This is a genomic window from Brevibacterium yomogidense, assembly GCF_016107685.1.
In the GTDB taxonomy this organism is placed as follows: Bacteria; Actinomycetota; Actinomycetes; order Actinomycetales; family Brevibacteriaceae; genus Brevibacterium; species Brevibacterium yomogidense.
Genome location: NZ_JABASY010000006.1, coordinates 1 through 25,574, shown reverse-complemented (window position 1 = coordinate 25,574; position 25,574 = coordinate 1). Strand labels below are relative to the sequence as shown.

The window sequence follows — 25,574 nt, the reverse complement described above, 5'->3', positions numbered from 1 at the left end:
GCTGATAGGTTCGCACCGCTATGAGCTCCCCCTTCGATTTCCTCTCCGTCCTGTCCCCCCGGACCGCAGACGGCGATACCGCTGCCGGGGCCGGGGCGGACGTCGTGAGCGCCGCCGCCGAGGCCGGTGCGGGGCCCGCGACCGCGTCCGCCCGGTCCGGGTCTGGGTCCGAGGCCGGGGCCGGGGCTGGGTCTGGGTCCGAGGCCGGGGCCCGGTCCGGGACCGGTCCCGTGTCCCCGGCCGGGGCCTCGGGCGCGGCGCCCTCCCCCGCTTACGAGCAGTCGACGGATGCGCTGCTGGACGGCCTCAACCCCGCACAGAGGGAAGCCGTCCTGCACAGCGGTGGCCCGCTCCTCATCGTGGCCGGCGCCGGGTCCGGCAAGACGAGCGTGCTCACCCGCCGCATCGCCCACGCCCTGCGAGCGGGGCACGCTCGGCCGGGCGAGGTCCTCGCGATCACCTTCACGAACAAGGCGGCGAAGGAGATGCAGGAGCGGATCGCCGCACTCGTCGGGCCGGCGGCCCGCACGATGTGGGTGTCGACCTTCCACTCCGCCTGCGTGCGGATCCTCCGCCGGGAGGCGAAGACGCTGGGGCTCACGTCGAGCTTCACGATCTACGACGCGCAGGACTCGCTGCGGCTGCTCACCCAGATCGCACGGGAGACGGACCTCGACCCCAAGAAGTTCCCCGCGCGGGCGCTGCGGTCGCGGATCTCCGGCCTCAAGAACGACCTCATGACACCGGACGACTTCGCGCAGACCGTGTCGGAGAAGCGGCCGAACGACGAAGCCGTCCTCACCGTCTACCGCCGCTACCAGGACCGGCTGCGGCGGGCGAACGCACTCGACTTCGACGACCTCATCATGGAGACCGTCCACCTGCTGGGCGCCTTCGACGCCGTCGCAGACAACTACCGCGCGCGGTTCCGCCACATCCTCGTCGACGAGTACCAGGACACCAACCCGGCCCAGTACCGGCTCATCCGCCTGTTGGCGGGAGCGGACCTCCCGGACGGACCGTCGGCAGAGCTCACCGTCGTCGGGGATGCGGACCAGTCGATCTACGCGTTCCGCGGGGCGACGGTGCGCAACATCGTGGAGTTCGAAGAGGACTTCCCCCGCGCCCGCGTCGTGCTGCTCGAGCAGAACTACCGGTCGACGCAGAACATCCTCTCCGCCGCGAACGCCGTCATCGCGAACAACGACGACCGCAAGGACAAGCGGCTGTGGACGGACAGCGGCGACGGCGAGGCCGTGACCGGGTGGGTCGCTGAGTCGGAGCAGGCGGAGGCCCGCTTCATCGTCGAGCGGATCGACGAACTGCGTGACGAGCACGACCTCACGTACGGCGACGTCGCCGTCTTCTACCGCACCAACGCGCAGTCACGTGCGATCGAGGACGCGCTCGTGCGTGCGGGCATGCCCTACAAGGTGGTCGGCGGCACCCGGTTCTACGAGCGCAAGGAGATCAAGGACGCGCTCGCATACCTCCGCGTGCTCGCGAACCCCGCGGACGACGTGAACCTCCGCCGCATCCTCAACGAGCCCAAGCGTGGGATCGGCGATCGGACGGAAGCACTCGTCGCGGCGCACGCGGAACGCGAACGGACGACGTTCCGTGAGGCGCTCGAGGACGCGGAGAACGCCGTCGGCATCACGACGCGCTCCCGCGGCCCCATCCGCACCTTCCTCGCACTGCTGAGCGATCTCGCCGGTGTGGCCGAAGGCGGGGGCGTCGCGGCCGCACTCGAAGCGGTGCTCGAGCAGACCGGCTACCTCGCCTCACTCAACGAGTCGACGGACCCGCAGGACGAATCGCGCGTGGACAACCTCGCGGAGCTCGTCGCCGTGGCGGAGCAGTACGACGCCCAGAACGAGGACGGGTCTCTGGACGCGTTCCTCGAAGCTGTGGCACTGTCGTCGGACTCCGACGCGATCCCCGACGAAGAAGCCGGCGAAGTGACCCTCATGACCCTCCACACGGCGAAGGGACTGGAGTTCCCTGTCGTGTTCCTCACGGGGCTGGAGGACGGGACGTTCCCGCATCAGCGGTCCTTCACATCATCTCAGGAGATGGCGGAGGAGCGCCGCCTCGCCTATGTCGGCCTCACCCGGGCGCAGCGCAAGCTTGTGCTCACCCGGGCGGAGACCCGCAGCCTGTGGGGCCAGCCGCAGTACAACCCTGCCAGCAGGTTCCTCGCGGAGATCCCGGAGAAGCTCATCGACTGGGAGTCGACGGGCTCCGGCGGCACGACCGGTTTCGGGTCGGGCGGATTCGGTGCGGGACTGGCCGGTTCCGGGCCCTACGGCTCCGCTTACGGAGGGGGACGCGGGGATTCCGGCGGTTCGTCCGGGAACGTCTTCGGTGCGGGCAGGCGCGGCGGTGCCGGTGCGCGGTCGTCGTCGACCAGCCCGGGCAGCGGCTTCCCCAATCGGATCCGTCCCCAGCGGGAAGTCGTCTCCGTCGATGCGGGCGACCGCGTCTCCCACGACGCGTTCGGCCTGGGAACGGTCGTCGAGGTGACCGGTGCGGGCGACAAGACCGTCGCCGTCGTGGATTTCGGTTCGGAAGGGACGAAGCGCCTCCTCATGCGCTACGCACCCGTCGTCAAACTCTGACCGGGCGATGCGCGGGCGCATCGCCCCGCAGGGGTCCGCCGGGCGCGCCGCCCCGCGGGCATCCGACCACGTCGGCGCACCTCGCTACATCGGCGCACCTCGCTAGGTCGGTGCACCTCGCTACATCGGCGCACCTCGCTAGGTCGGTGCACCTCGCGTTCAGGTGGACGAGCCCGTGCACACGACTGCGCCCCGGTCCTCAGAAGCGGAACCGGGGCGCAGCGCGAGTGAGGTGACGGATCAGCGCTTGGACTGACCCTTCTTCTTGTCGTCGCCGCCCAGCCCGAGCTTGTCGGAGACGGCGTCCTTACCCGTGTTGATGTGGTCGGTGTGCTTGTTGCCGGTGGCATTGTCCGCGGCGTCGGATGCACGGTTGAGGCCTTCGCCTGCAAACTTCTGACCCTGTTCGGTCTTCAGTGCGTCCTGCGCCTTGCCGGCCATATCTCCGATACCCATATGCGGCCTCCTCCGTGTCGACATCCGCCTTCACCCGGCGGCTTCATGCATGACCCTGCCACCCGTCCGCAGGCGGACGCAAACACCCGGCGCATCGTCACAGGGTGTGCACAGATTCTTCACACATCCTTAGAAGTGCACGTCACAGGCCTGCTGTGTGGCGGTGGGCCTCCTGTGAGGCGGCGGGAACGGCGGGCTCAGCCCGGCACCGCCCATGTGATGAGGGCGAGCGCGATCGCCGCTCCGAAGAACATCCCGGCGTCGAATGCGCGGCCCCGGTTCCGGACCGTCGCCCACCACGGTTCCGGCATGAGCCTCACGACTCCCGACGCAGCGCACAGAGCGGCCAGCAGCAGTCCCGACAGGCGGAAGCTCACCGTGGAGAGAACCACGGCGCTCACGAGGACCACGAGCACGACCAGCAGCACCCAGTCCCGCGGCGTCGGGTTGGAGAAGCGGCGCTTCCAGTAGATCCAGCGCTTGGAGAACCAGCCACGGCCCTTCCCCCGGCGCAGGGGCCGCCGGGCCGCGCCGGGGGAAGGACCGTTCATGTCAGTGGAAGAAATGGCGCGATCCCGTGAAGTACATGGTCACGCCCGCGGCCTGGGCCGCAGCGATGACCTCCTCGTCGCGGATGGACCCGCCGGGCTGCACGACAGCCCTGATGCCCGCGTCGAAGAGCACCTGCGGGCCGTCGGCGAACGGGAAGAACGCGTCGGAGGCGCACACGGACCCGGTCGCCCGCTCCTCACCGGCACGCTCCACCGCGAGCCGTGCGGAGTCCACGCGATTCACCTGTCCCATCCCCACTCCCACAGCGGCTCCGTCCTTCGCGAGCAGGATCGCGTTCGACTTCACGGCGCGGCAGGCGCGCCACGCGAAGACGAGGTCGCGCATCGTCGCGTCGTCCGCCGGTTCACCTGCGGCCAGGGTCCACCCGGTCTGCTCGTCCCCGTCGGCCTGGAGCAGGTCGCGTTCCTGGACGAGGAAGCCACCGCCGATCTGCTTCGTCTCGAGGGGCTGTTCCGTGTGCTCCCCCAGCTCGAGCAGGCGGAGGTTCTTCTTCGTCCGCAGCAGCTCCAGGGCATCCGCGGCGAACGATGGAGCGGCGAGGACCTCTGTGAAGATCGGCTTGATCGATTCCGCCAGCGCGAGCGTCACTTCGCGGTTCGCAGCGATCACACCCCCGTATGCGGAGACGGGGTCGGTCGCATGCGCGCGGCGGTGCGCATCGGCGATGTCGTCGCCCACCGCGATCCCGCACGGGTTCGCGTGCTTGATGACCGCCACTGCGGGGTCGGAGAAGTCGTAGGCGGCGCGGATCGCCGCATCGATGTCCTGGTAGTTGTTGTACGACATCTCCTTGCCGCCCAGCTGGACGGCGCCCGCGGCACCTCCCGCGCCGGGAACGGCGTAGACCGCCGCACGCTGGTGGGGGTTCTCTCCGTACCGGAGGTCGGCCGTCTTGTGGACCGCGGAGCCCGCGAACGCCGGCAGCACCGCTTCGTCCTCGGCGATCTGCTCGGCCATCCACGTGGCGACGGCGACGTCGTACGCGGCGGTGTGGGCGAACGCGTCCGCGGCCAGCTGCGTCCGACGCGTGCGGGTGAAGCCGTCTCCGGCCGCCGCTTCGACGACCTCGGTGTAGACGGAGGGGTCGGTGACGACTGCGACGCTCGGATGGTTCTTCGCCGCAGCGCGCACCATCGACGGCCCGCCGATGTCGATCTGCTCGACGCAGTCGTCGAACTCCGCGCCGGACGCGACGGTGTCCGTGAAGGGGTACAGGTTGACGACGACCAGGTCGAAGGCCTCGATCCCCAGATCCGCGATCTGCTCGAGGTGCTCGGGCTTCCGCGTGTCCGCGAGGATACCCGCGTGCACGCGGGGGTGCAGGGTCTTCACCCGTCCTTCGAGCGTCTCCGGGAACCCTGTCAGCTCCTCGACCGGCGTGACGGGTACGCCGGCCCGGCTGATGCGGCCGGCGGTGGAACCGGTCGACACGAGGGTGACTCCGGCGGCGTGGAGGCCGGTTGCGAGGTCTTCCAGACCGGTCTTGTCGTAGACGCTGATGAGTGCGCGGCGGATGGGGTGGGCTGTCTGCACGTGTCTGGTGCCTCCTGCTCGGATGGGTGTGTGGTCGCGGGGTGGTGTCGTGCGGGTGGGTGGCGGCGGGAGCGGACGGCGGGCTCCGGTGGCCTGGTCGTCAGTCGCCGCGTGGGCGTGCCGGCGTCCAGCCGCTCACTCGTCGGCCGTCGACGGTGAGCGTCCCGGACGACAGGAAGCCCAGCAGTTCGACGAGTCGCGTCCGTTCCACGGCACGGATCCGCTCGTGCAGGGACTCCTCGTCGTCCTCGTCGTGCACGGGCAGGGGGAACTGGGCGACGATCGGCCCGGTGTCGATTCCGGCGTCGACCAGGTGGAACGTCGTGCCGGTCACCTTCACGCCGTGCGCCAGTGCGTCACGCACGCCGTGGGCACCGGGGAAGGACGGCAGCAGGGCGGGGTGGGTGTTGATGATGCGGCCGGTGAAGCGTTCGACGAAGCTCTGACCCAGGATCCTCATGAACCCCGCGGAGACGATCCAGTCAGGCGTGTACGACTCCACCGCGTCGGCGAGTGCACGGTCCCAATCCGCACGGGACGCGTGGTCCGCGGGAGCCACGACGAACGTGTCGATCCCTGCGGAGCGTGCACGGTCGAGGACACCTGCGGTGGGGACGTCGGAGCCGATGCCGACGATCCGCACCCCCGACCGTCCGTCCGCGAACGCGTCGAGGAGGGCTTGGGTGAGGGTCCCGGAACCGGAGGCGAGGATCAGGCAGCGCACGCGGCAAGTCTAGAGGAACGGGCGTCCGCGGGCTGTATCGATCCCTCGCGGGCGGTATGCGACACTGTGGTGTGTGAGCACACCGAGCCCCGTTGACGACAAGCCCCGCATCGACCCGCCGCGTGACGGTGATGCGCACGGCTCGGGTTCCGACGGTTCCGGCCGCGGAGCGGACAAGGGGCCGAACGGCGACAAGGAGCCGGACAAGCCGACAGGCCCGCAGCGTGCCGTCGTGAAGTACGGCCTCGCCCTCACGGTGCTCCTCGCGGGCTCCATCCTCTGCTCGATGCTCTCCCTCCCCCTCGTCATGGTGTCCGGCGTCCTCGCGCTGGCCGCGATGGTGTGTGCCGTCCTCTGCCTCATCGCGGGGATCCGCGCGAAGCAGGTCCCCCAGGCGATCGTGACGGGCATCATCGGCTTCCTCGTGGGCGGCTACGTGCTCGTGTCCGCCGTCTCCACGGCTTTCATCTGGGACATCCGTGCGGAGTACGAGGAGTGCATGGGCGACGCGATCACCGAACAGGCGACAGCGGTCTGCCAGAACGACTACAACACGCAGGTCGGTGACTGGTTCGAGCGTCTCACCGGTCAGCCGATGCCCGGCTCGCAAGCAGACTGAGGCCCCACCCGGCGGCGACGCCCGCGGCCGTTCCCGCCCCGATGGCACCCGCCGCTGCGAGGACGGGAACGCCGAACGTCCCCAGTCCCGACGGCCCGATCGGACCCGTCGCGAACACGCTGATCACCGTTGCACAGACGAGTACCAGCACCACAGCGAGGACGACGGTGCGCCAGTCCAGGTCGTCCGCCCACCGAGGCCGCCCCACCGCCGCGATGCCCGCCGCCACCGGGAGGACGGCGAGGAAGGCCCACCCCCACGCCGAGGCGTCTGTGGGTATCGCGGCGAGGACCGGCACAGCGGGGACGAGGCCGGCCTGCTCCGAGAACGGCGATGCGTGGGCGACGGCGTTGAGGTGGATGCCCGCGCCGGAAACCCAGCTGAGGACGAATACCAGGAGGGTCGGGGCGTAGAGGAGCTGGACGATGCCCAGGCCCACCGCGGCGACGGTCGGGTGCGAATAGCCGGATACGGCCTCGGCCATCGACGACCAGCCAGTGACGAGGGCGATGACGAGACCCAGCAGGGAGACGATCGCCCAGGCCGCGGCCACGCGGCGCAGCACCCGCAGTGCGGCCTCCGAAGCGTCGGCCCATTCCGCACCCGCTCTCCGCGCCACGGTGTCCAGGAGCGCCTGCGCCCAGCGGCCGGCAGGTGCGCCGCGCCGTTCCGGTCCCAGACAGGCGATGAGGACGGGGACGGCGACGACGACGAGGAAACGGGCGCACCCCACCACGCTCACCTCTCCCGTCCCCACGACCAGGCCCGCGACCAACAGGACGGTGGCGATCATGACGACGCACGTGGTGATGCCGATCGTGGCGGCGTACCGTGTCGCGGGCAGCGCGCCGTTGCGGACCAGCAGCTCGTTGGCGGCCAGGGCGCGGCGGGTCCGGCTCAGCGCGGACGTGAGGAGGGCGAGGAGGACGATCGTCAGCAGTGTGGGCGGCAGTCCGACCCCGATCGTGAGCTCCCAGCCGGATGCCGCCGCGATGAGCGTCCCCGCCCAGGTGAGGACCGCGGACAGAGGCTGCAGCTGCGCGATCGCGGTGAACCACGCGGCGATCGCGACGACCAGCACGCTGACGGCGAGGACGAGCACGGCGCGCAGCGCCTCCAGGGCACCGATCACGATCGGGTGGCGGCTGGAGAGCGGGGGAAGCGGGGGTGCCGTTGACATCGCCGCCCATTGTGCCCCGCCCCGGGTGCCACCGGCGCGCTCGACACACCGCCGCGTCATGTCCGGGTGGTACCTTTGAGCGACCGGAGACCCTTGTGTCTCCTGCCCTGTTGTCGACGTTCCGAAGGTGAGCCACTGGCGATGAGCGCTGGAGATCCATACCCCCAGATCCCGCCCATGCCCGACCGCAGTCCTGAGCAGGCGCACCAGGACCAGCAGGCCGGCGACGCCGCCTCGACACCTGAGTCGCCGCAGACGGGCGTCGGCCAGCACGGGGCGGATCAGCACAGCGCGGATCAGTACGGGCCAGACCAGCACAGCGCGGGTCAGTTCAACGCGGGACAGTACGGGGCCGGTCAATTCGGCACGGACCAGTACGGGGCGGGCCGGTTCGGTGCGCACCAGGCAGACCAGTTCGGTGCAGATCAGTACGGTGCGCATCAGGGCGACCAGTACGGGGCCGGCCAGTACGGCGCGGCCCCCGCCTACGGCCCGGATGCGGCAGCGCAGTCGCCGTACGCGCCGTCGGCCGACGCGTACGGAGCGCCGGCCGCCTTCTCACAGGACGCCTACGTCGCCGCCTCCGCGCCCGCCTCTGGCGATACCGTGCCGCAGCCCGCACCGGCTCCCGGATACGCCCCCGGCGACCCGGCCCCCACACGGCAGCGGGACGGGAAGAAGACGGGAAAGTCGAAGCTGCCGCTCATCCTGTCCCTGTCCGCGGTCGGGGTCGTGCTGGTGCTCGTGGTCGTCGGCGCACTCGTCGTCATGAATATGAACCGCACCCAGTACGGGCCGGAGACCGTCGCCCAGCAGTACCTCGACGCGGTCGCCGCAGGCGACCTCGCAGCGGCCCAGGAGGTCACGACCGCGACCGTGCCGAACGGTGCGAACGAAGCGCTCGTGTCCCCGGAGATCTTCTCCGGTTCGGACTCCGCGATCGAGGACGTCCAGGTCGGTGAGGCGGACATCGACGGCGACGTCGCGACGATGACCGCGAGCTACACACTGGGCGGGCAGGACTATGAACTGCCGCTCACTGCAGAGAAATCGGGGAAGCAGGGAGTGTTCTTCGACGAGTGGACCCTCCAGCCGCCCGTCCTGCAGACCCTCTCCCTCGACCTGACCCAGACTGCGGATGCGACGGTGAATGGTGAGTCCGTGGATCTGGCGACGGGGGACACCGAATATGCGGTCATGCCCGGGTCGTACGAGCTGGTCGTTCCGGAGACCAAGTACACGGAAGAGGGGTCGGCCGCGATCTCCGTCGGCTTCGCCCCTGACGAAGCGCCCCAGCCTGCCGCGCTCAACGTGACGATCGGGGTGACGGACGCGTACAAGAAGGACGTCGTCAAGGCTGTCGAGGCGCAGCTCGACGAATGTCTGGAGTCCGAGAAGCTCGAGACGGACTGCGGCTTCTTCGAACGCGACAGCTTCCAGTCGGAGGACGAGAAGAAGACCTACGACAAGCTCAAGAAGGACGGGGTGGAGTTCGACCTCGAGAAGAAGCCGGAGATCGTCGTCACCGACTTCGGGGCGACGTCGACGGGTTCGTTCTACACCGACTCGGACAAGCCCGGCAAGGTCGTCGCTGACGTCGAGACGGAAGACGGCACCGAATACGAGCTCACGTCCGATCTGCACCCGGCCGGGACCGTGGAGGTCGAAGGGGACTCGATCGCGATCACGTTCTTCTACAACGGCTGAGGTCCGGCAGTGGCCGGGGCCTCTGGTGTCGGGCACCCGGGCCGGAGGCCCGCCGGTGCCGCAGCCCTCAGCCGGCGTCGACCCCGACGGTCCGCACCGGTGCTGCGGCACCCAGCAGCTCTTCGATCTGCGCTGACACCGTGAGGACGCCCGCATCGTCGAAGCGACGTCCCGCGACCTGCACCCCCACCGTCCGGCCGTCCGAGGTGAGACCCGCGTGGACGCTCGATGCCGGCTGCTCCGACATGTTGTAGGGCACCGTGAAGCCGATGTGCTGCATCGGCAGGGACGGGTCGTCGTAGGGCATGGGGCTCTCCGCGGGGAACGCCGCCATCGGCGCGACCGGTGAGAGCACGAAGTCGTAGTCGAGGGTCGCCGCGATCGTCGCGGACCGCATCCTCTGGATCGAGTGGTAGTAGCGCATGAGGTCGACGCCCGGGACATCGGCGCCTGCCATGCACCACCGCGCGACGTGCGGCAGGATCCGCCGCTGGTCCTCCAGTGACAGTGCGGAGTACGTCTCCCATGACCGCACGCGCCAGAAGCGGTCCACGTCGGCCAACAGCTCTGCGTCCATGAACGGTGGGATCTCGACGACGTCCGCGCCCGCATCGGACAGTGCCGCGGCCGTCGCGGCGACGACGGCCGCCACCTCCGGGTCCGTCGCCTCTCCGCAGCCCGCGTCCGTGTGCACGCCGATCCGCGGGCCGGCGACGCCGGGCTCCTGCCCCGGGGTCTGCCCCAGAGGACGCGCGTAGTCCCCCGTGTAGGGCGGCAGCTCGGACACGTCGCGGGCATCGGGACGCCCGATCACCTGCATCGCGGCCCGTGAGTCCGCGGTGCGCCGCGCCAGCGGTCCCGCGCACCGTCCCAGGTAGGGCGCGTCCAGGGGGACCCGGCCGAAGCTGGGCTTGAGGGTCGCCAGCCCCAACCAGGTGCCGGGTAGGCGGATCGAGCCTCCGATGTCGGAGCCGATGTGGACGGGACCGTAGCCCGCGGCCGCTGCAGCACCGGCACCGCTCGACGACCCGCCGGTCGTGAGCGCGGGGTCGAGCGGCGACCGGGTGATGCCGTGGCGGGAGGACACGCCGGACGACAGCATGCCCCAATCGGGCATGACGGTCACGCCGAACAGGACCGCGCCCCCTTCCCGCAGCCGCGCGGTGATGGGGGCGTCCGCGGGAGCCGGCCGGGGGTCGCCGGCCGCGTGGCCGCCGGGCATCGGCACGCCGTGGACTGCGATGTTCTCCTTGACGGTGACGGGCACGCCGTCCAGTGGGCCCCGCTCCTCCCCCGCCTTCCACCGTGCGGCGGATTCCCGGGCGGCTGCAGCCGCAGCGCCGTCGGCTTCCAGGTCGGACCACCAGAGCGCACGCAGTGTCGGTTCGCAGGTGTCGACGCGTGACCGCACCGCCTCGAGCACGTCCACCGGCGTGAGGTCGCCCTCCCGGAAGCCGCGCGTCATGGCCTCGACGGACAGGTCGGCGGGTGTGGCGAGTGGTGCGTGGCCTTCGGGGTTCACTGCGGGGTCTCCTTCGTGAGGTGGTGAGGGCGCTCGTGTCCGCCGGTCAGACGTTGAGCGCCGCGTGGATGGTGGGGGTCGCTGCGACGAGCGCCCGCGTGTAGTCGTGTGCCGGGTCGTCGTACACCTGGTCGGTGGGGCCCTGTTCGACGATCTCCCCGGATCGCATGACGGCGACGTCGGAGCACAGGTGGCGGACGACCCCCAGGTCGTGGGACACGAAGACGAGGGTGAGGCTGTACTCGTCGACGAGGTCCGCGAGCAGGTTGAGCACCTGCGCGCGCACGGACACGTCGAGTGCGGACACCGGTTCGTCCGCGACGAGGATGCGGGGGCGCGTGACGAGCGCACGCGCGATCGAGATCCGCTGCCGCTGCCCGCCGGAGAACTGGTGGGGGAAGCGGGTGAGCGAGTCGTGGTCCAGGCCCACGGCCTCGATCATCTCCTCCGCCCGGTCCTTCCTCTCGGCTCCGTCGAGGCCCATCGATCGCAGCGGCTCCCCGATGATCTCGGCCACGCTCATCCGCGGGTCGAGTGAGGCGTAGGGGTCCTGGAACACGATCTGCAAGTCGCGGCGCATCGCGGTGAGCCCCGAGTAGTCCTCCGGGTCGACGACGACGTCGCCCACCCGGATGCGCCCTGCCGTCGGCGTCTCGAGGCCGGAGAGGATGGACAGCAGCGTCGACTTCCCGGACCCGGATTCGCCGACGATGCCCATGCGTCCGCCGGCCCGCACGTTCAGGTCGATGCCCTTGAGCGCTTCGACCCGGTCGCTGCGGAAGAGGCCCGCCCGTCGCGTGAACGTCTTGACGACACCGCTCATCTCGATGAGGTGGGCTGTGTCGGAGGGCTCGTCGCGGCCGGTCTTCCCCGACGCGTCCCAGGCTCCCCCTGCTTCACGATCTTCTGCCCGACCCACCGCCGACGTGCCGGCCGGCTGGGACTGCTCCCCCGCCTCGGCGGCGGGTGTCTGCTCCGCGACCGAGGCGCCGGCCGGCTGGGTCTCCCCCGTCACCCGGGCGGCGGGAGCGTCAGCCGGTGCCCCCGCGCCCGGGTAGGCCGCGGCGGTCGCGATCGTGAAGAGGCGACCGCGGTCGTCGGTGGCAGTGAGGTCGCTCGCAGCGAGCAGGCCCCGCGTGTATTCGTGCTGGGGCGCAGTGAAGATCTGGTCGACCGTCCCGGTCTCCACGACGCGGCCCCGGTTCATGACCATGACGCGTTCGCACACACGCGCGACGACCGCGAGGTCGTGCGTGATGAAGAGCAGCCCGGTGCCGCGCGCCGCGACCTGCTCGTCGATGAGGTCGAGCACAGCCGACTGCACCGTCACGTCCAGCGCGGTGGTCGGCTCGTCGCAGATCAGCAGGTCCGGCGAGTTCGCCAGCGCGATCGCGAGCATGATGCGCTGCCGCTGCCCGCCGGACAGCTGGTGCGGGTAGGCGCGAGCGGCCGCAGCGGGATCCGGCAGGTGCACCTGGTCGAGCAGGTCGATCGCCCGCGTCATCGCCTGGTCCCGCGTGGCCGTCCGGTGCAGCCGCATGACCTCCGCGACCTGGGCGCCCACGCGCATGAGCGGGTTCAGAGCACTCATGGGCTCCTGGAAGACCATGCTCATCCGGTTGCCGCGCAACCGGGCGAGCGACGACTCCGACCTCTCGAGGAGGTTTGCGCCCTCCCCGCTGAGGGCGACCGTGCCACGTGCGGACATCTCGGACGGCAGCAGCCCCATGACGGCCGAGGACGTGAGCGATTTCCCCGAACCGGACTCCCCGATGAGACCCAGCCGCTCACCCGGGGCGATCTCGAACGCCAGCGGGTGGACGATTTCGCGCGAACCCGTGGAGATCGTGAGGTCGCGGACGCTCAGCAGTGGGGCGGACATCAGCTGCGTCCTCTCAGAGTCGGATCGAGCCTGTCCCGCAGGCCGTCGCCCAGCAGGTTGAAGCCCAGCACCGCGATCGCGATGAACAGGCCCGGCCACAGGGCGAGTTCGGGGCGGGACCCGAGGAACTGCTGGGACTCCTGCAGCATGCGCCCCCACGACGGGGTGGGCGGCTGGGTGCCGAGCCCCAGGAAGGACAGCCCTGCCTCGGCGAGCACGGACAGTGCGAAGGTGACGGACGCCTGCACGATGACGAGACCCGCGATGTTCGGCACGACGTGCTGGATCGCGATCTGCAGCGGTGTGCGGTTCGCGGTGCGCGCAGCCGCGATGTACTCGCGACCCATGATCTGCAGTGTGCCGGACCGGGCCACGCGGGCGAAGGCCGGGATCGCGGCGATGCCGATCGCGACCATCGCGGGCCCCGTCCCCGGACCGAACACGGCGGAGAACACGATCGCGAGCAGCAGCGCGGGGAACGCGAGCAGCAGGTCGTTGCCGCGCATGATGAGCCCGGACAGCCACCGTGCCCGCGTCATCCCGGCGAGCACCCCCAGCGGAACGCCGATGAGCATCGCGATCCCCACGGCCACGACGCCGACGAGCAGGGTGACGCGCGCCCCCAGCATGATCCAGGTGAGGGTGTCGCGGCCGAATCGGTCGGTCCCGAACAGGTGGGTGACGGACATGCCCTCCAGCCGCGCGGCCGCGTCGGGACGGGTGGGCGGGTGCGGCGTCCACACGAACGACACGAGCGCGAGGACGACGACGATCCCGACGAGCACGAGCCCCACGACGAACGTGAGCTCCGCTGTGCGACGGCTGCGCCCGACCGGGGTGTCCGCCGTCGCTGCGCTCCTCGTCGCAGCGTCCGCCGCCGGAGTCTGCGCCGCACTGCCAGGAGGCACCGAGGGGTGCGCAGCAGGACTGCCGGTCGCCGGGCCGTGAGGGTCGAGGGGATTCATGCGGCATTCCTCACACGTGGGTCGAGGAGGGTGTAGAGCAGGTCGATGACGAGGTTGAGGAGGAGAACGAGGAAGACGAGCACCATGACGATCGCCTGCACGGTGAGGAGATCCCGGTTCGCCACCGCACGCACCAGCTCCGACCCCATTCCGGGGAGGACGAAGACCTGCTCGATGACGACGGCCCCGATGAGGAGCGTGGCGAGCTGGACTCCCGCGACGGTGACGACGGGGATCGCCGCGTTGCGCAGACCGTGGACGGCGAGCGCACTCCCGGACGTGCGGCCCTTCGCACGCGCTGTGCGCAGGTAGTCCTCACGCATGACCTCCAGCACCGCGGAACGGACGTAGCGGGTGAGGATCGCCCCCTGCACCAGCGCCAGTGCGCACACCGGCAGGACGAGGTGGGAGAGGAATCCCCCCAGGCCGAAGACCGGCGCCTGCCACCCCGAGGACGGGAACCAGCCGAGCCCCAGGGAGAAGACCATGACGAGCAGGATGCCCGCGAGGAAGTTCGGTACGGCGACACCCACCTGGCTGAGACCCGACAGCAGCGCGCCCAGACGGCGTCCCCGCAGCAGCGCGGCGACGGTCCCCAACGGCACGGCGATGACGAGGGCGAGCACCATCGCGCTCACCACCAGGATGAGCGTCACCTGGATGCTGTCGACGACCAGCGGTGTGATCGGGGCGCCCGTCACGTAGGAGACCCCGAGGTCACCGCGCAGCATCCCCATCAGCCACTCGCCGTACTGGACGACCAGCGGCCGGTCGAGGCCGAATTCCTGCTCGATGCGGGCGACGTCCTCCGCGGTCGCGCTCATCCCCGCCGCCACCTGCGCGGCGTTGCCGGGCAGGATCTGCATGAGGGCGAACACCGCGACGGTCGCGGCCCAGACCGTCAGCACGAACTGCAGGAGTCTGCTGGCGAGTGCGCGCACGTGTCAGTCGCCTTTCGTCGGTGCGGGTGAGGGTGGAGGAGCGCCCCCAGGGGCTCAGTCCCGGATGAGGGAGCTCAGTATCGGATGAGGGGGCTCAGTAGACGGGGCTCAGTATCGGTTAGACGGGGCTCAGTATCGGTGGGCCGTTCAGTTCCAGGCGAGGTCGTAGATCTGGAACGAGTCGGAGACCGCGTTGACCGGCAGACCGGCCACGGAGGCGTCCGCGACGACCAGGTTGGGGAAGAGGAAGAGGAAGCCGGCGGCGGCATCCTCCGTCACGGTCCGCGCGACCTCCTTCATGCCCTCGACGTACTCCTCTTCCGTCCCTTCGTCCGCGTCCGCCGCGATGTCCTCGATCCGGGACGCGTCGTAGCCGGTGTAGTAGCCGTCGCCGAACACGGTGAGGATGTCGCGGGCCTCCACGTGGTTGATGACCGACATGTCGTAGTCGTGGTTGGTCATCGTCTCGTCCAGCCAGACCGCGGGGAACTCCTGCGTGACGATCGTGGGACGAAGTCCGATCTCCTCCAGCTGGGCCGCGACCATCTCCGCCGACGCCTGCGCGTAGGGGCGGTTGGGGACGGTGAAGCGGAATTCCTCACCATCGATCCCGGCTTCCTCGGCGAGTTCCTTCGCCTTGTCCACGTCGTGCGGCCACACGTCGTTGAGGTCTTCGTAGTACGGGTCCGTGGGCGGGACCATGCCGCCGATCAGCGTGCCGTACCCACCCCACGCGGTGTCGAGGACCGCCTGTTCGTCGATGCCGTACAGCACCGCCTCGCGCGCCTTCTGATCCGCGAAGATACCCTCCGCGTTGTTCATCGACAGCACGACCTCGCCGTTCGTCGTGCCGACCTCGACCTGCTTGGTGTCGTCCGATTCGAAGTCGGGTGTGAGCTCTGGTGTCTGAAGGTTGCTGATGACGTCGATCTGCCCCGACTTCAGAGCGTTCGAAGCGGCGACCGCGTCGTCGAAGTAGCGGAAGGTCACCGTGTCGAGCGTCCCCGGGGTCGCACCGGCATAGTCGTCGCGCTTCGTGAAGACGATCTGCTGCCCGCGGGTGAATTCCTCGACCTCGTAGGGGCCGGACCCCACCGCCGTGTTCGCGAGGTCGTCCACCTCGTCCGGGTGGAAGACCGCCCCCACGAGCGACGCCAGGTTGAACAGCCAGGTGTTGGACGGCCGGGACAGGGTGATCTCCACGGTATTCTCGTCGCTCGCCTCGATCGAATCGACGAGGTCCATCTTCGCACCCAGCGCATTCGTCCATTCGTCCGACTGCACGCGCTCGTAGGAGAACTTCACATCCTCCGCAGTGACCGGGTCCCCGTTCGAGAAGGTCGCGTCCTCATCGAGCGTGAACGTGTAGGTGAGACGGTCGTCGCTGACGGTCCAGTCGGTGGCCAGCGCGGGCTGAAGCTCACCGTCCTGGTCGATGCGCACCAGCGATTCGTAGACGTTCTCCATGAGCGCCTGCGGGATCGCCGCACCATCCGTCGTCGTGAAGTCCAGGTTGACCGGCTCCGCGGTGTGCGCGACGACGATGTCCGTGCGGTCCGCATTGGCGTCGCCGCCACCGCTTCCGCCCGCACCTGCGCTGCAGCCGGTGATCGTGAGGGTGAGCGCTGCGGCTCCTGCTGCGACGGCGAGAAGGCGGGACATCATGCTCCTGTCGATCCTGCGGGCAGACGGTGGCCGCAGGACAAAGAATCGAGAACCTCATCAAAGCTGAGAAACAGTGTAACGAAGCTCTCATGTCCACTGGAAGCAGACCGCCATGCGGACAGGTCGTGCAGAAACTACGTGCCGCCAGTCCCACCGGCGATGCCGGCATCGATGCCGATGGTCTACGCGATCACACCCAGCAGAGCGCGGAACGCGAGCGCGCGGTGCGAGATCGCGTTCTTGCGGGCCGGGCCCATCTCGCCCGCGGTGAGGGAGGATCCGTCCGGGAGGAACAGGGGGTCGTAGCCGAACCCGTCCTCGCCGCGTGGCTCCCGCAGCAGGGTGCCGGTGAAGCGCCCCTCGCGGACGACCTCGGTCCCGTCGGGGGCGACGAATGCCGCCGCGCAGACGAACGCGGCTCCGCGGTGCGCGTCCGGCACGTCCGCCAGCTGTGCAAGCAGCAGCGCGTTGTTCGCCGCGTCGTCCCCGTGGACTCCTGACCAGCGGGCGGAGAAGATGCCGGGCGCACCGTTCATCACGTCGACGGCCAGCCCCGAATCGTCGGCGAAGGCGGGCAGCTCGGAGTGGGCCGCAGCTGACCGTGCCTTCAGCAGCGCGTTCTCCGCGAACGTGGTTCCGTCCTCGACGACGTCCGGCAGCCCTGCATCGGCTGCGGACAGGACCCGGACCGGCCCCAGGGATTCCGCGAGCAGGGACTCGAGCTCCCGGATCTTGCCGGCGTTGCGCGTGGCGAGGACCGCCTCGGCGAAGGACGCGCCGGCCATCTCAGGAACCGGTCTTCCGCGGCTCCGCCAGGGCAGCGCGCTGGATGCGGGTGAGCTCCTCGCAGCCCGACTGCGCAAGATCCAGCAGGCGGCCCAGCTCGTCGCGATCGAACGGTGTGCCTTCCGCGGTGCCCTGGACCTCGACGAAGGCTCCCGCCCCCGTCATGACGACGTTCATGTCCGTGCCGGCCTTCACGTCCTCCTCATAGGGGAGGTCGAGGACCGGCGCACCGTCCACGATCCCCACGCTCACAGCGGCGATCGAATCGACCAGCGGGTCCACAGCGGCCGGGATCCAGCCGCGGCGCCGTCCTGTGTCGATCGCATCCGCGAGCGCGACGTACGCACCCGTGATGGCCGCCGTGCGCGTGCCGCCGTCGGCTTGGAGGACGTCGCAGTCGATCTGGAGCGTGTTCTCCCCCAGCTTGCCCATGTCGACGGCGACGCGCAGGGAGCGTCCGATCAGCCGGGAGATCTCGTGCGTCCGCCCGCCCACGCGGCCCTTGACCGATTCGCGGGAGCTGCGGGTGTGGGTGGCCCGCGGGAGCATCGCGTACTCGCCGGTGACCCAGCCGCGGCCCTGGCCCTTCATCCAGCGCGGCACGCCTTCCGACAGGGAGGCGGCGCAGAGGACCCGCGTGCGGCCGAACTCGACGAGCACGCTGCCTTCGGCGTGGTCGAGCCAGTCACGGGTGATCCGCACCTCGCGCAGCTGGTCGGGTGTGCGTCCGTCGAAACGGGTGTGAGTCACTGTCGATTCCTTCCGAGGGGGATGTCCCAGATGCCACCGGGAGTGGCGATGTCGAGGGGGCCGGAGTACACGGACTCCGCTTCTGCGCGGACGACGTCGGAGCGCGTCCACGGGGGGATATGGGTGAGGACGAGGCGGCGGGCCCCAGCACGCACGGCGGTCTCGCCGGCGCGCAGTCCCGTGAGGTGGACGTCCCGGGCCTGGTCGCGGCCCTCCTCGAAAGCGGCCTCGCAGAGGAACACGTCCGCGTCCGCGGCCGCCGCGTCGAGGCCGTCGCATGAGTCCGTGTCACCGGAATAGACGAGCACTCCCCCGCCCGGGGCCGTGATGCGCAGCGCGTAGCACTCGACGGGGTGCCTCACGAGGAACGGCTCGAACCGCACGCTGCCGACCGTGAACGACTCACGGTCGCGCACCGTGTGGAACGCGAAGGCGGTCTGCAGGTCGGCCGGATGCGAACGGTCGGCGTCCGGGCTGAGGCCGGGGTCGGTGTAGTAGGCACGGGCGAGCCTCTCCTCTGTACCGGCGGGCCCCCACACGTCCAGCGGAGCCGCATCGATCACAGGTGCCACCCCGGGCTGGTCCGGTGCGAGGAACACAGCCGGGTCATAGATGCGGCGCACGTAGAGCCCCGTCATGTCGAGGCAGTGGTCCGGGTGCAGATGCGACAGCACCACCCCGTCGAGACGCGAGGGGTCGATGTGCTCCTGGAGCGCACCCAGTGCACCCGACCCGAGGTCGAGCACGACCGCCCAGTCCCGTCCGTCCGCCTCCCACGTGAGGAGGTAGCAGCTGGCCGCGTTGCCCGCTCCCGGGAACGAGCCCGAGGTGCCGACCGCTGTGAGGCGCATCAGAGCCCGCCCTGCGCGTCGTCTTCGTCGCTGCCTTCGAACTGCCCGTCCTCGTCGAACAGGAGGTCGTCCTCGCCGTCGTCCGGATCGTCGTCGGGGTGCGGGGCCAGTCCGTCGAGCATGAACTGGGTGATGTGCTCGTGCAGCCAGGTCGTGAGCTCGTAGAGGCTGAGGACCGCTTCCCCGGTCTCACCGAGCTCCGTGTCGCCGCCGAGCAGCCGTTCCGCGTCCTCGTCGTTCGTGATGTCGAGCCGGGAGGCGAGCACCAGCCGCACGTCCGTCATCGCACGCATCCATGCGCGTGCGGCGTCCGCGTCAAGAGCGATCGGAGAAGGATGCTGGCCGAGGCTGTGAAGCGCGATGCGGATGCTGTGCAGCTTCGATTCGCGCAGGTCGCGCTCTGTGAGTCGGCGGTATTCCACGGACCGCTCCGGGTCCGTGGAGTCGACGTCGGGAAGCAGCCGCAGGAGAGCGGGGTCCGTGGGGCGGGTGACGTCCTGGTCCGGATCCAGGTGCCCGACGAGCCGCTCGAAGGGGTCCGCGTCCGGCTCCGGGAGGTCCATGGACAGCAGCTGCGACACGTCGGACAGCAGAGTGGCGATGATCGTCTGCTCCGCGTGCTCCATCTGGATGATGATGTGCTCACCGGTGTGGTCGGGAAGGATCCTCACGCCGTATCGCCGCCTTCCTCCGCCGGCCGGCATTCCGCCCAGAGCCCGTACCCGTGCATCGCCTGAACGTCTGCTTCCATCTGTTCGCGGGTTCCCGTCGACACACGGCTGCGGCCCCGCTCATGCACCTCGAGCATGAGGCGTCTGGCCTTCGCCCTGCTGTATCCGAAGTACTCGCGGAAGACGAACTCGACGTAGCTCATGAGGTTGACGGGATCGTTGAGGACCATCGTCACCCACGGCACGTCCCGCACGGGTGCGGGGACGCTCGTGGCGTCCGGCTCCGCGACTGCGGTCGCCCCTCCCTGCTCTGTCACGCCCCTACCCTAACCGTGATAGGCACCGCCGCCTTAACCGCGATGAGCACCGCGTCGGTGCAGCGGCCCCGTCGGGGTCCCGCACCACTGGCGACCGCTTCGACCTGCAGTGCGGCGACACTGTGATCTAGGATCCAGGCATGAGCGATCTTGCGGCGGAGCTCGGCTCGAGCGCCCTCCTCACAGACATGTACGAACTGACGATGTTGCAGGCGGGACTGCATTCAGGGGTGGCGCACCGCCGAAGCATCTTCGAAGCGTTCGGCAGGCGTCTCCCGTCGGGCCGCCGCTACGGGGTCGTCGCTGGCACGGGCCGATTCCTCTCGCACCTCGCCGATTTTCGCTTCACCGATACCCAGCTGCGGTGGCTGAAGGAGGAGTCGATCGTCGATGACGACACCCTCGACTATCTGCGCGACTACCGGTTCACCGGCACCATCCGGGGATACGCGGAGGGCGAGGTCTATTTCCCGGGGTCCCCGATCCTCACGGTCGAGGGGACGTTCGGCGATGCCGTCGTCCTCGAGACGCTCATCCTCTCCATCCTCAACCACGACACGGCTGTCGCGTCCGCCGCATCGCGGATGACGAACGCGGCGGGCGGCCGCCCGCTGGCGGAGATGGGATCGCGGCGCACCCATGAGATCTCTGCCGTCGCGGCGGCGCGTGCCACGGCGGTCGCAGGCTTCTCCGCGACGTCGAACCTCGCCGCGGGGCTCGCGTACGGGATCCCTACTCTGGGGACGTCTGCGCATTCCTTCACACTGATCCACGATTCGGAGCGCGATGCCTTCACCGCGCAGGTCGGATCACTGGGTCGGGACACGACACTCCTCCTCGACACGTTCGACGTCGATGCGGCCCTGGAGATCGCGATCGACATCGCAGGGACGGAGCTTGGAGGGGTCCGCTTGGATTCAGGTGACCTGGCTATCCAGGCGACGGAGGTCCGGGCGAAGCTCGACGAACTGGGGGCGACGGACACGAAGATCACGGTGACCAGCGATCTGGACGAATACGCGATCGCGTCGCTCGCGGCGGCTCCTGTCGATTCCTACGGGGTGGGCACACGTGTTGTGACGGGCTCCGGCTCCCCCACGGCGAATCTCGTCTACAAACTGGTGGCGCACACCGATGCGCCCGACGGCTCCGGGGACTGGACGTCGGTGGCGAAGAAGGCGAACGGCAAGAGCAGCCGGGGCGGCCGCAAGGAGGCGGTCCGTGCCTTCGACGGTGACATCGCGACGGAGGAGGCGATCGGCATCCCGCGGATCCCCGCGGACCTCGCGGACGGCCGTGAGCTGCTGGTGGACCTGGTCGTCGAAGGTGCCGTCGACGACTCGTTCACGGGCCGCGAAGGTGTGCGACGCGCGCGGGAGCGGCACGCTGCCTCCGTCGCCGAGCTCCCGCGCACCGCTCGCCGCCTGCAGGACGGGGAGCCCGCGATCCCCACCGTCTACTACGAGGGCTGACCCGACCTCCCGGACCGAGGCCGACGTCCGGCCCCGAGGCCGACAGCCGGCCCGAGACCGCGGACTCGTTCAGCGCCGTCCGACGAACCAGGCCTCGAGCTTCTTGATCCTGTCCCGCACCTGATCACGCGTCGCGTCGGCGACCGCAGGACCGCCGCACGCCTTCCTGAGGTCGACGTGGATGGTCGCGTGGGGCTGTCCCGTGCGCCGCGCCCACGCTCCGACGAGTGATTGCAGCCTGTTGCGATCCTCTTTGAGGGCACGGTGTTCGAACTCATCAGTGGCCGGTTCGGGCGCGGACACTGCCACGTGCCGACGCCGGGTCTGCTGGTCCGCCTGGTGCTTCCGCAGCAGCTCCGTCACTTGATCGGGTTCGAGGAGGCCGGGGATGCCGATGAAGTCCGATTCGTCGTCGGACCCGATCGCGCCGCCTGCGCCGAACTCACCCCCGTCGAAGAGCACCTTGTCGAAGCTCGCTTGGGCGTCGAGTGCCTCGAAGGACCCCATGAGCGCGTCGCTCGCGGATTCGGCGCGGTTGGCCTCCTCCAGCGCCTCGTCATCGAAGGTGACGAGACCGTCGTCCTCCGGGTCCGGCTTCCGGTCCAGGGCATGGTCGCGCTCTGCTTCGAGCGAGTTCGCGAGTGCCATGAGGATCGGCACGCTGGGGAGGAAGATAGACGCGGTCTCGCCGCGTTTCCGTGCACGCACGAAACGGCCGATCGCCTGGGCGAAGAAGAGCGGTGTGGCAGACGAGGTCGCATACACGCCGACTGCCAGACGCGGCACGTCGACGCCTTCCGACACCATGCGCACCGCGACCATCCATCGGCGGTCCGAGTCCTGGAACTGCTCGATGCGCTGTGAGGCCCCCACTTCGTCGGACAGGACGACGGTGACCTCCTCGCCGCTGATCTCGCGGAGCTGCTTCGCGTAGGCGCGGGCCACTGTCTGATCCGTCGCGATGACGAGACCACCGGCGTCCGGAACCGTTCGGCGGACCTCCGACAGGCGTCGGTCCGCCGCACGCAGCACGGCGGGGATCCATTCGCCCTTGGGGTTGAGAGCAGTCCTCCAGGCCTGCGAGTGGATGTCCTTCGTCGCGTCCGCACCCAGCACCGCCGACATCTCGTCGCCGGCTTTCGTCCGCCATCTCATCTCACCCGCATAGGCGAGGAACAGGACGGGGCGCACGACGCCGTCACGCAGAGCCTGCGCGTAGCCGTAGGTGTAGTCAGCGCGCGAGGTCCGGATGCCCTCTTCGTCCGGCGCGTACTCGACGAACGGGATGGGGCTCGTATCGGAGCGGAACGGCGTACCTGTGAGCGCCAGACGTCTCCGAGCGGGCTCGAAAGCTTCGCGGATCGCGTCACCCCACGACAGGCTGTCACCTGCGTGGTGCACCTCGTCGAGGATGACGAGGGTGCGGGCCGCTGCTGTCCGGTTGTGGTGCAGGATCGGCTTGGCGGCCACCTGCGCATATGTGACAGCCACACCGTGGAAGCCGGGCGCGTGCCGGCCCTGCGCGTTCTTGAAGTAGGGGTCCAGACGGATCCCCACACGTGCCGCCGCGTCCGCCCACTGCACTTTGAGGTGCTCTGTCGGTGCCACGACGGTCAACCGGTCGACCACGCGCTTCGCCAGGAGTTCCGCTGCCAGTCTCAGTGCGAAGGTCGTCTTGCCTGCACCTGGCGTCGCGACTGCGAGGAAGTCCCGTGGTTCCTTGACGAAATACTCTTCCAGCGCCTCTGCCTGCCACGCTCGCAGCTTGCCAGCAGTGCCCCAGGCAGCGCGTTCGGGGAAAGCAGGCGAGAGCTGTTCAGCGGCATGAGTGCCGGGAACACGACGCGACACTTACTCCTGCGATCCTTCCGGCATGGTTTCGAAGATCTCCTTGCATCGTGGGCAGACGGGGAAGCGCTCCGGGTCCCGTGTGGGGATCCACACCTTGCCGCAGAGAGCGACCACGGGTGTGCCGTTGACCATGGCTTCCATGATCTTGTTCTTGGGTGCATAGTGCGAGAACCGCTCGTGGTCCCCGGGTTCTACCAGCTGCTCTTGTTCCTGGCGGTCGAGCGTGGCCGAGCCACCGCCGGCGGGATATGTTTCAGACATGTCATCCATTCTAGGTCCGCATGCGGACACATCGGCCCCGGGCTTCGTCGAGGCATACAGGAGCGCGGCGCAGGATTTTCCCCGTCCTGTTGCGGTGATCGGCTGTCGGCGGGGCTCCACGCAGCACGCGATCACTGTGGACTCCTTCATCGATGTGTCGTACGACCCACCGACGATGGCTGTGAGCATCTACAGCGGCTCCCGGATGGCTGAATCGCTGGAGACCGCGGAGACCTGCACTCTCAGCGTGTTGACGGCGGAGCAGAAGGACATCGCTCAGTGGCTGGGTGAGCCCGCCCAGCCCTTGTACGGAGTGCTCGACAGCGTCGGGACGATCGATGCCCCGTCCGGCGGCCCGATCATCGAGGGCTGCGCCGTCTGGTTCGACCTCACGATCATCGACCGGGTGCCCGTCGCCACGCACGACCTGATCGTCGGGAAGGTCACAGCTCTGCAGTCGAACCGAGCCGCTCCCCCACCCCTCACCCACTGGGCTGGCGCCTATCATCGACCAGCCCCCCGCTGACCCACAGTCGTGGACGCTCCGACCGGCGCGTGCGGGCCTCCTCGCCGGCAGGGTCAGACCGTCACACGATTCCCTGGGCGCTCATCGCGCGACCGACCCGGAGGAAGCCCGCGATATTCGCCCCGGCCACATAGTCGCCGGGGGCGTCGTACTCCTCTGCCGCTTCTGCGCAGGCGGTGTGGATCCCGGACATGATCTCGTCGAGCCGAGCGTCCGTCTGAGCGAAGGACCAGGAGTCCCGGGACGCGTTCTGCTGCATCTCCAGTGCCGAGGTGGCGACACCACCAGCATTGGCCGCCTTTCCCGGGCCGAACAGCACCTCGTTCTCGCCGAACACCTTGATGGCGTCAGGAGTGCAGGGCATATTCGCGCCTTCGGCCACGAGTGAGACCCCGTTCTTCACGAGTTCGACCGCCGCATCATGATCGAGTTCGTTCTGCGTCGCGCAGGGAAGCGCGATGTCTGCCTCGAGCGACCAGATGCTGCCCTCGTCATGGAAGGTGGCCGACGTGCGGGCATCTGCATACTCTCTGATCCGAGCCCCGCGGTTCAGCTTCACGTCTTCGAGCAGTTGGATGTCCAGCCCGGCGGGGTCGTGGATGTAGCCCCCGGAGTCAGACGCGGCGATGACCGTGGCTCCCAGTTCCTGCGCCTTGAGCGCAGCATGGATCGCCACGTTGCCCGAACCGGACACGATGACCCGCTTGCCGTCGAAATTGCGTCCCGCGGCAGAGAGCATCTCTCGGACGAAGTAGACGACGCCGAATCCCGTCGCTTCGGTCCGCACCATGGATCCGCCGTAGTCGAGTCCCTTGCCGGTGAGCACCCCGGCTTCGAACCGGTTGGTGATCCTCTTGTACTGACCGAAGAGGTAGCCGATCTCCCTGCTGCCGACGCCGGTGTCACCGGCCGGCACGTCGGTGTGTTCACCGAGGTGCCGGTACATCTCCGTCATGAACGACTGACAGAACCGCATGATCTCGAGGTCGCTCTTGCCCTTCGGGTCGAAGTCGGATCCGCCCTTGCCGCCGCCGATCGGCATGCCGGTGAGAGCGTTCTTGAAGATCTGTTCGAAGCCGAGGAACTTCACGATGCCCAGGTAGACCGTCGGGTGGAATCGCAGACCCCCCTTATAGGGGCCCAGAGCGGAGTTGTACTCGACGCGGAACGCCCTGTTGATCTGTGCCTTGCCATGGTCGTCCGTCCACGGGACGCGGAAGATGATCTGGCGTTCGGGTTCGCACAGTCGTTCGATCACGCCCGATTCGACCAGGTCCGGGTGACGGTCCGCCACTGCGCCCAGGCTGTAGAACACCTCGAGCACTGCCTGGTGGAACTCGGATTCGCCCGGGTTCCTGTGCAGGACGGTGTCGTACATGGGCCGGAGGGCGGGATGAAGACTCATGGTAGGCACTATATATGCGGAGCGGTCCTGCAGCGCGCGATTCTGAATAGCGAGAACGCATTAAGACCGCACGGTTCTGCCCATGGTGATGCGCTCAACTATGTTGTTCGACTACTCAGACAGACGATCACTCACGCCCGTTTAACAAGGGTTCTTGTGAGTCACCGCGGAGTGGTGTTCTCGCGGGTGAATGGGGAAAGCCCGAAGGCGAGCAATGCTCAAGCCTTCGGGCTTTCCTACTAAAAGTATTGCGGCGGTGTCTTACTCTCCCACACCCTATCGAGTGCAGTACCATC

Annotated in this window: 23 protein-coding genes; 5 read left to right on the top strand and 18 right to left on the bottom strand. The window is 69.0% G+C overall.

From position 1 onward, the window contains the following. Nucleotides 1-20 precede the first annotated feature (20 nt). On the top strand, nt 21-2,621 hold the full coding sequence (gene pcrA / locus JFC09_RS13620) for a DNA helicase PcrA (RefSeq protein WP_198394588.1): 2,601 nt from the start codon (nt 21-23) through the stop codon (nt 2,619-2,621). Nucleotides 2,622-2,861: 240 nt separating this feature from the next. Here pcrA and JFC09_RS13615 read toward each other — a convergent pair whose 3' ends face one another. The 4 genes from JFC09_RS13615 to purN form a co-directional block, all read right to left on the bottom strand. After that, on the bottom strand, nt 2,862-3,077 hold the full coding sequence (locus tag JFC09_RS13615) for an Rv0909 family putative TA system antitoxin (RefSeq protein WP_198394587.1): 216 nt from the start codon (nt 3,075-3,077) through the stop codon (nt 2,862-2,864). A gap of 197 nt (nt 3,078-3,274) precedes the next feature. Further along, nucleotides 3,275-3,628, bottom strand: coding sequence for a hypothetical protein (locus JFC09_RS13610; protein WP_198394586.1), 354 nt, complete (start codon nt 3,626-3,628; stop codon nt 3,275-3,277). Between the two features lies 1 nt (nt 3,629). Then, nucleotides 3,630-5,183: a bifunctional phosphoribosylaminoimidazolecarboxamide formyltransferase/IMP cyclohydrolase gene (gene purH / locus JFC09_RS13605; RefSeq protein WP_198394585.1), complete on the bottom strand. Its 1,554-nt coding sequence runs from the start codon at nt 5,181-5,183 to the stop codon at nt 3,630-3,632. Nucleotides 5,184-5,283: 100 nt separating this feature from the next. Continuing rightward, entirely contained in the window at nt 5,284-5,907 is a 624-nt protein-coding gene (purN, locus tag JFC09_RS13600) for a phosphoribosylglycinamide formyltransferase (protein WP_198394584.1), read from the bottom strand. Nucleotides 5,908-5,980: 73 nt separating this feature from the next. On the opposite strand from purN, the gene JFC09_RS13595 reads away from it, so the two are divergent. Beyond that, a complete protein-coding gene (locus JFC09_RS13595) occupies nt 5,981-6,526 on the top strand; it encodes a hypothetical protein (protein WP_198394583.1) in 546 nt (181 codons plus the stop codon). Here JFC09_RS13595 and JFC09_RS13590 read toward each other — a convergent pair. Beyond that, nucleotides 6,489-7,706: a cell division protein PerM gene (locus tag JFC09_RS13590; RefSeq protein WP_198394582.1), complete on the bottom strand. Its 1,218-nt coding sequence runs from the start codon at nt 7,704-7,706 to the stop codon at nt 6,489-6,491. The two genes, JFC09_RS13595 and JFC09_RS13590, sit on opposite strands and share 38 nt — an antisense overlap. Before the next feature lie 141 nt (nt 7,707-7,847). On the opposite strand from JFC09_RS13590, the gene JFC09_RS13585 reads away from it, so the two are divergent. Beyond that, nucleotides 7,848-9,413, top strand: a complete 1,566-nt coding sequence (locus tag JFC09_RS13585) for a hypothetical protein (protein WP_198394581.1) — start codon at nt 7,848-7,850, stop codon at nt 9,411-9,413. Between the two features lie 67 nt (nt 9,414-9,480). Here JFC09_RS13585 and JFC09_RS13580 read toward each other — a convergent pair whose 3' ends face one another. The 10 genes from JFC09_RS13580 to clpS form a co-directional block, all read right to left on the bottom strand. Further along, on the bottom strand, nt 9,481-10,935 hold the full coding sequence (locus tag JFC09_RS13580; protein WP_332839778.1) for an amidase: 1,455 nt from the start codon (nt 10,933-10,935) through the stop codon (nt 9,481-9,483). 46 nt (nt 10,936-10,981) lie between these two features. Continuing rightward, entirely contained in the window at nt 10,982-12,817 is a 1,836-nt protein-coding gene (locus tag JFC09_RS13575; protein WP_198394580.1) for a dipeptide ABC transporter ATP-binding protein, read from the bottom strand. Beyond that, nucleotides 12,817-13,782 (bottom strand): ABC transporter permease, encoded by a 966-nt coding sequence (locus JFC09_RS13570; protein WP_198394579.1) that lies wholly within the window; start codon nt 13,780-13,782, stop codon nt 12,817-12,819. Before JFC09_RS13570 ends, JFC09_RS13575 begins: the two co-directional genes overlap by 1 nt. Further along, entirely contained in the window at nt 13,779-14,723 is a 945-nt protein-coding gene (locus JFC09_RS13565) for an ABC transporter permease (protein ID WP_198394578.1), read from the bottom strand. Before JFC09_RS13565 ends, JFC09_RS13570 begins: the two co-directional genes overlap by 4 nt. 147 nt (nt 14,724-14,870) lie before the next feature. Next, nucleotides 14,871-16,385, bottom strand: coding sequence for an ABC transporter substrate-binding protein (locus tag JFC09_RS13560; protein ID WP_198394773.1), 1,515 nt, complete (start codon nt 16,383-16,385; stop codon nt 14,871-14,873). A 185-nt stretch (nt 16,386-16,570) separates the two neighbouring features. Further along, nucleotides 16,571-17,173, bottom strand: a complete 603-nt coding sequence (gene rdgB, locus JFC09_RS13555) for an RdgB/HAM1 family non-canonical purine NTP pyrophosphatase (RefSeq protein ID WP_198394577.1) — start codon at nt 17,171-17,173, stop codon at nt 16,571-16,573. A gap of 1 nt (nt 17,174) precedes the next feature. Further along, a complete protein-coding gene (gene rph / locus JFC09_RS13550) occupies nt 17,175-17,924 on the bottom strand; it encodes a ribonuclease PH (RefSeq protein WP_198394576.1) in 750 nt (249 codons plus the stop codon). Next, a complete protein-coding gene (locus JFC09_RS13545) occupies nt 17,921-18,775 on the bottom strand; it encodes an MBL fold metallo-hydrolase (RefSeq protein WP_198394575.1) in 855 nt (284 codons plus the stop codon). Before JFC09_RS13545 ends, rph begins: the two co-directional genes overlap by 4 nt. Continuing rightward, nucleotides 18,775-19,446, bottom strand: a complete 672-nt coding sequence (locus JFC09_RS13540; RefSeq protein WP_198394574.1) for a DUF2017 domain-containing protein — start codon at nt 19,444-19,446, stop codon at nt 18,775-18,777. The genes JFC09_RS13545 and JFC09_RS13540 overlap by 1 nt, the downstream gene beginning before the upstream one ends. After that, nucleotides 19,443-19,763, bottom strand: coding sequence for an ATP-dependent Clp protease adapter ClpS (gene clpS, locus JFC09_RS13535; protein ID WP_198394573.1), 321 nt, complete (start codon nt 19,761-19,763; stop codon nt 19,443-19,445). Before clpS ends, JFC09_RS13540 begins: the two co-directional genes overlap by 4 nt. Nucleotides 19,764-19,903: 140 nt before the next feature. Between clpS and JFC09_RS13530 the strand changes: the two genes are divergently transcribed. Then, nucleotides 19,904-21,235 (top strand): nicotinate phosphoribosyltransferase, encoded by a 1,332-nt coding sequence (locus JFC09_RS13530; protein WP_198394572.1) that lies wholly within the window; start codon nt 19,904-19,906, stop codon nt 21,233-21,235. 69 nt (nt 21,236-21,304) lie between these two features. On the opposite strand, the gene JFC09_RS13525 is transcribed toward JFC09_RS13530, so the two are convergent. Beyond that, nucleotides 21,305-23,086, bottom strand: a complete 1,782-nt coding sequence (locus tag JFC09_RS13525; RefSeq protein WP_198394571.1) for a DEAD/DEAH box helicase — start codon at nt 23,084-23,086, stop codon at nt 21,305-21,307. Then, nucleotides 23,087-23,347, bottom strand: a complete 261-nt coding sequence (locus JFC09_RS13520; protein WP_198394570.1) for a DUF3039 domain-containing protein — start codon at nt 23,345-23,347, stop codon at nt 23,087-23,089. It abuts the gene before it with no gap. On the opposite strand from JFC09_RS13520, the gene JFC09_RS13515 reads away from it, so the two are divergent. Further along, complete coding sequence (locus JFC09_RS13515) at nt 23,346-23,873, top strand: flavin reductase family protein (protein ID WP_198394569.1); 528 nt, start codon at nt 23,346-23,348, stop codon at nt 23,871-23,873. The genes JFC09_RS13520 and JFC09_RS13515 overlap by 2 nt on opposite strands. A 61-nt stretch (nt 23,874-23,934) precedes the next feature. Here the strand turns inward: JFC09_RS13515 and gdhA are convergent, their stop codons facing one another. After that, nucleotides 23,935-25,278: an NADP-specific glutamate dehydrogenase gene (gene gdhA / locus JFC09_RS13510; protein WP_198394568.1), complete on the bottom strand. Its 1,344-nt coding sequence runs from the start codon at nt 25,276-25,278 to the stop codon at nt 23,935-23,937. Between the last annotated feature and the right edge of the window lie 296 nt (nt 25,279-25,574).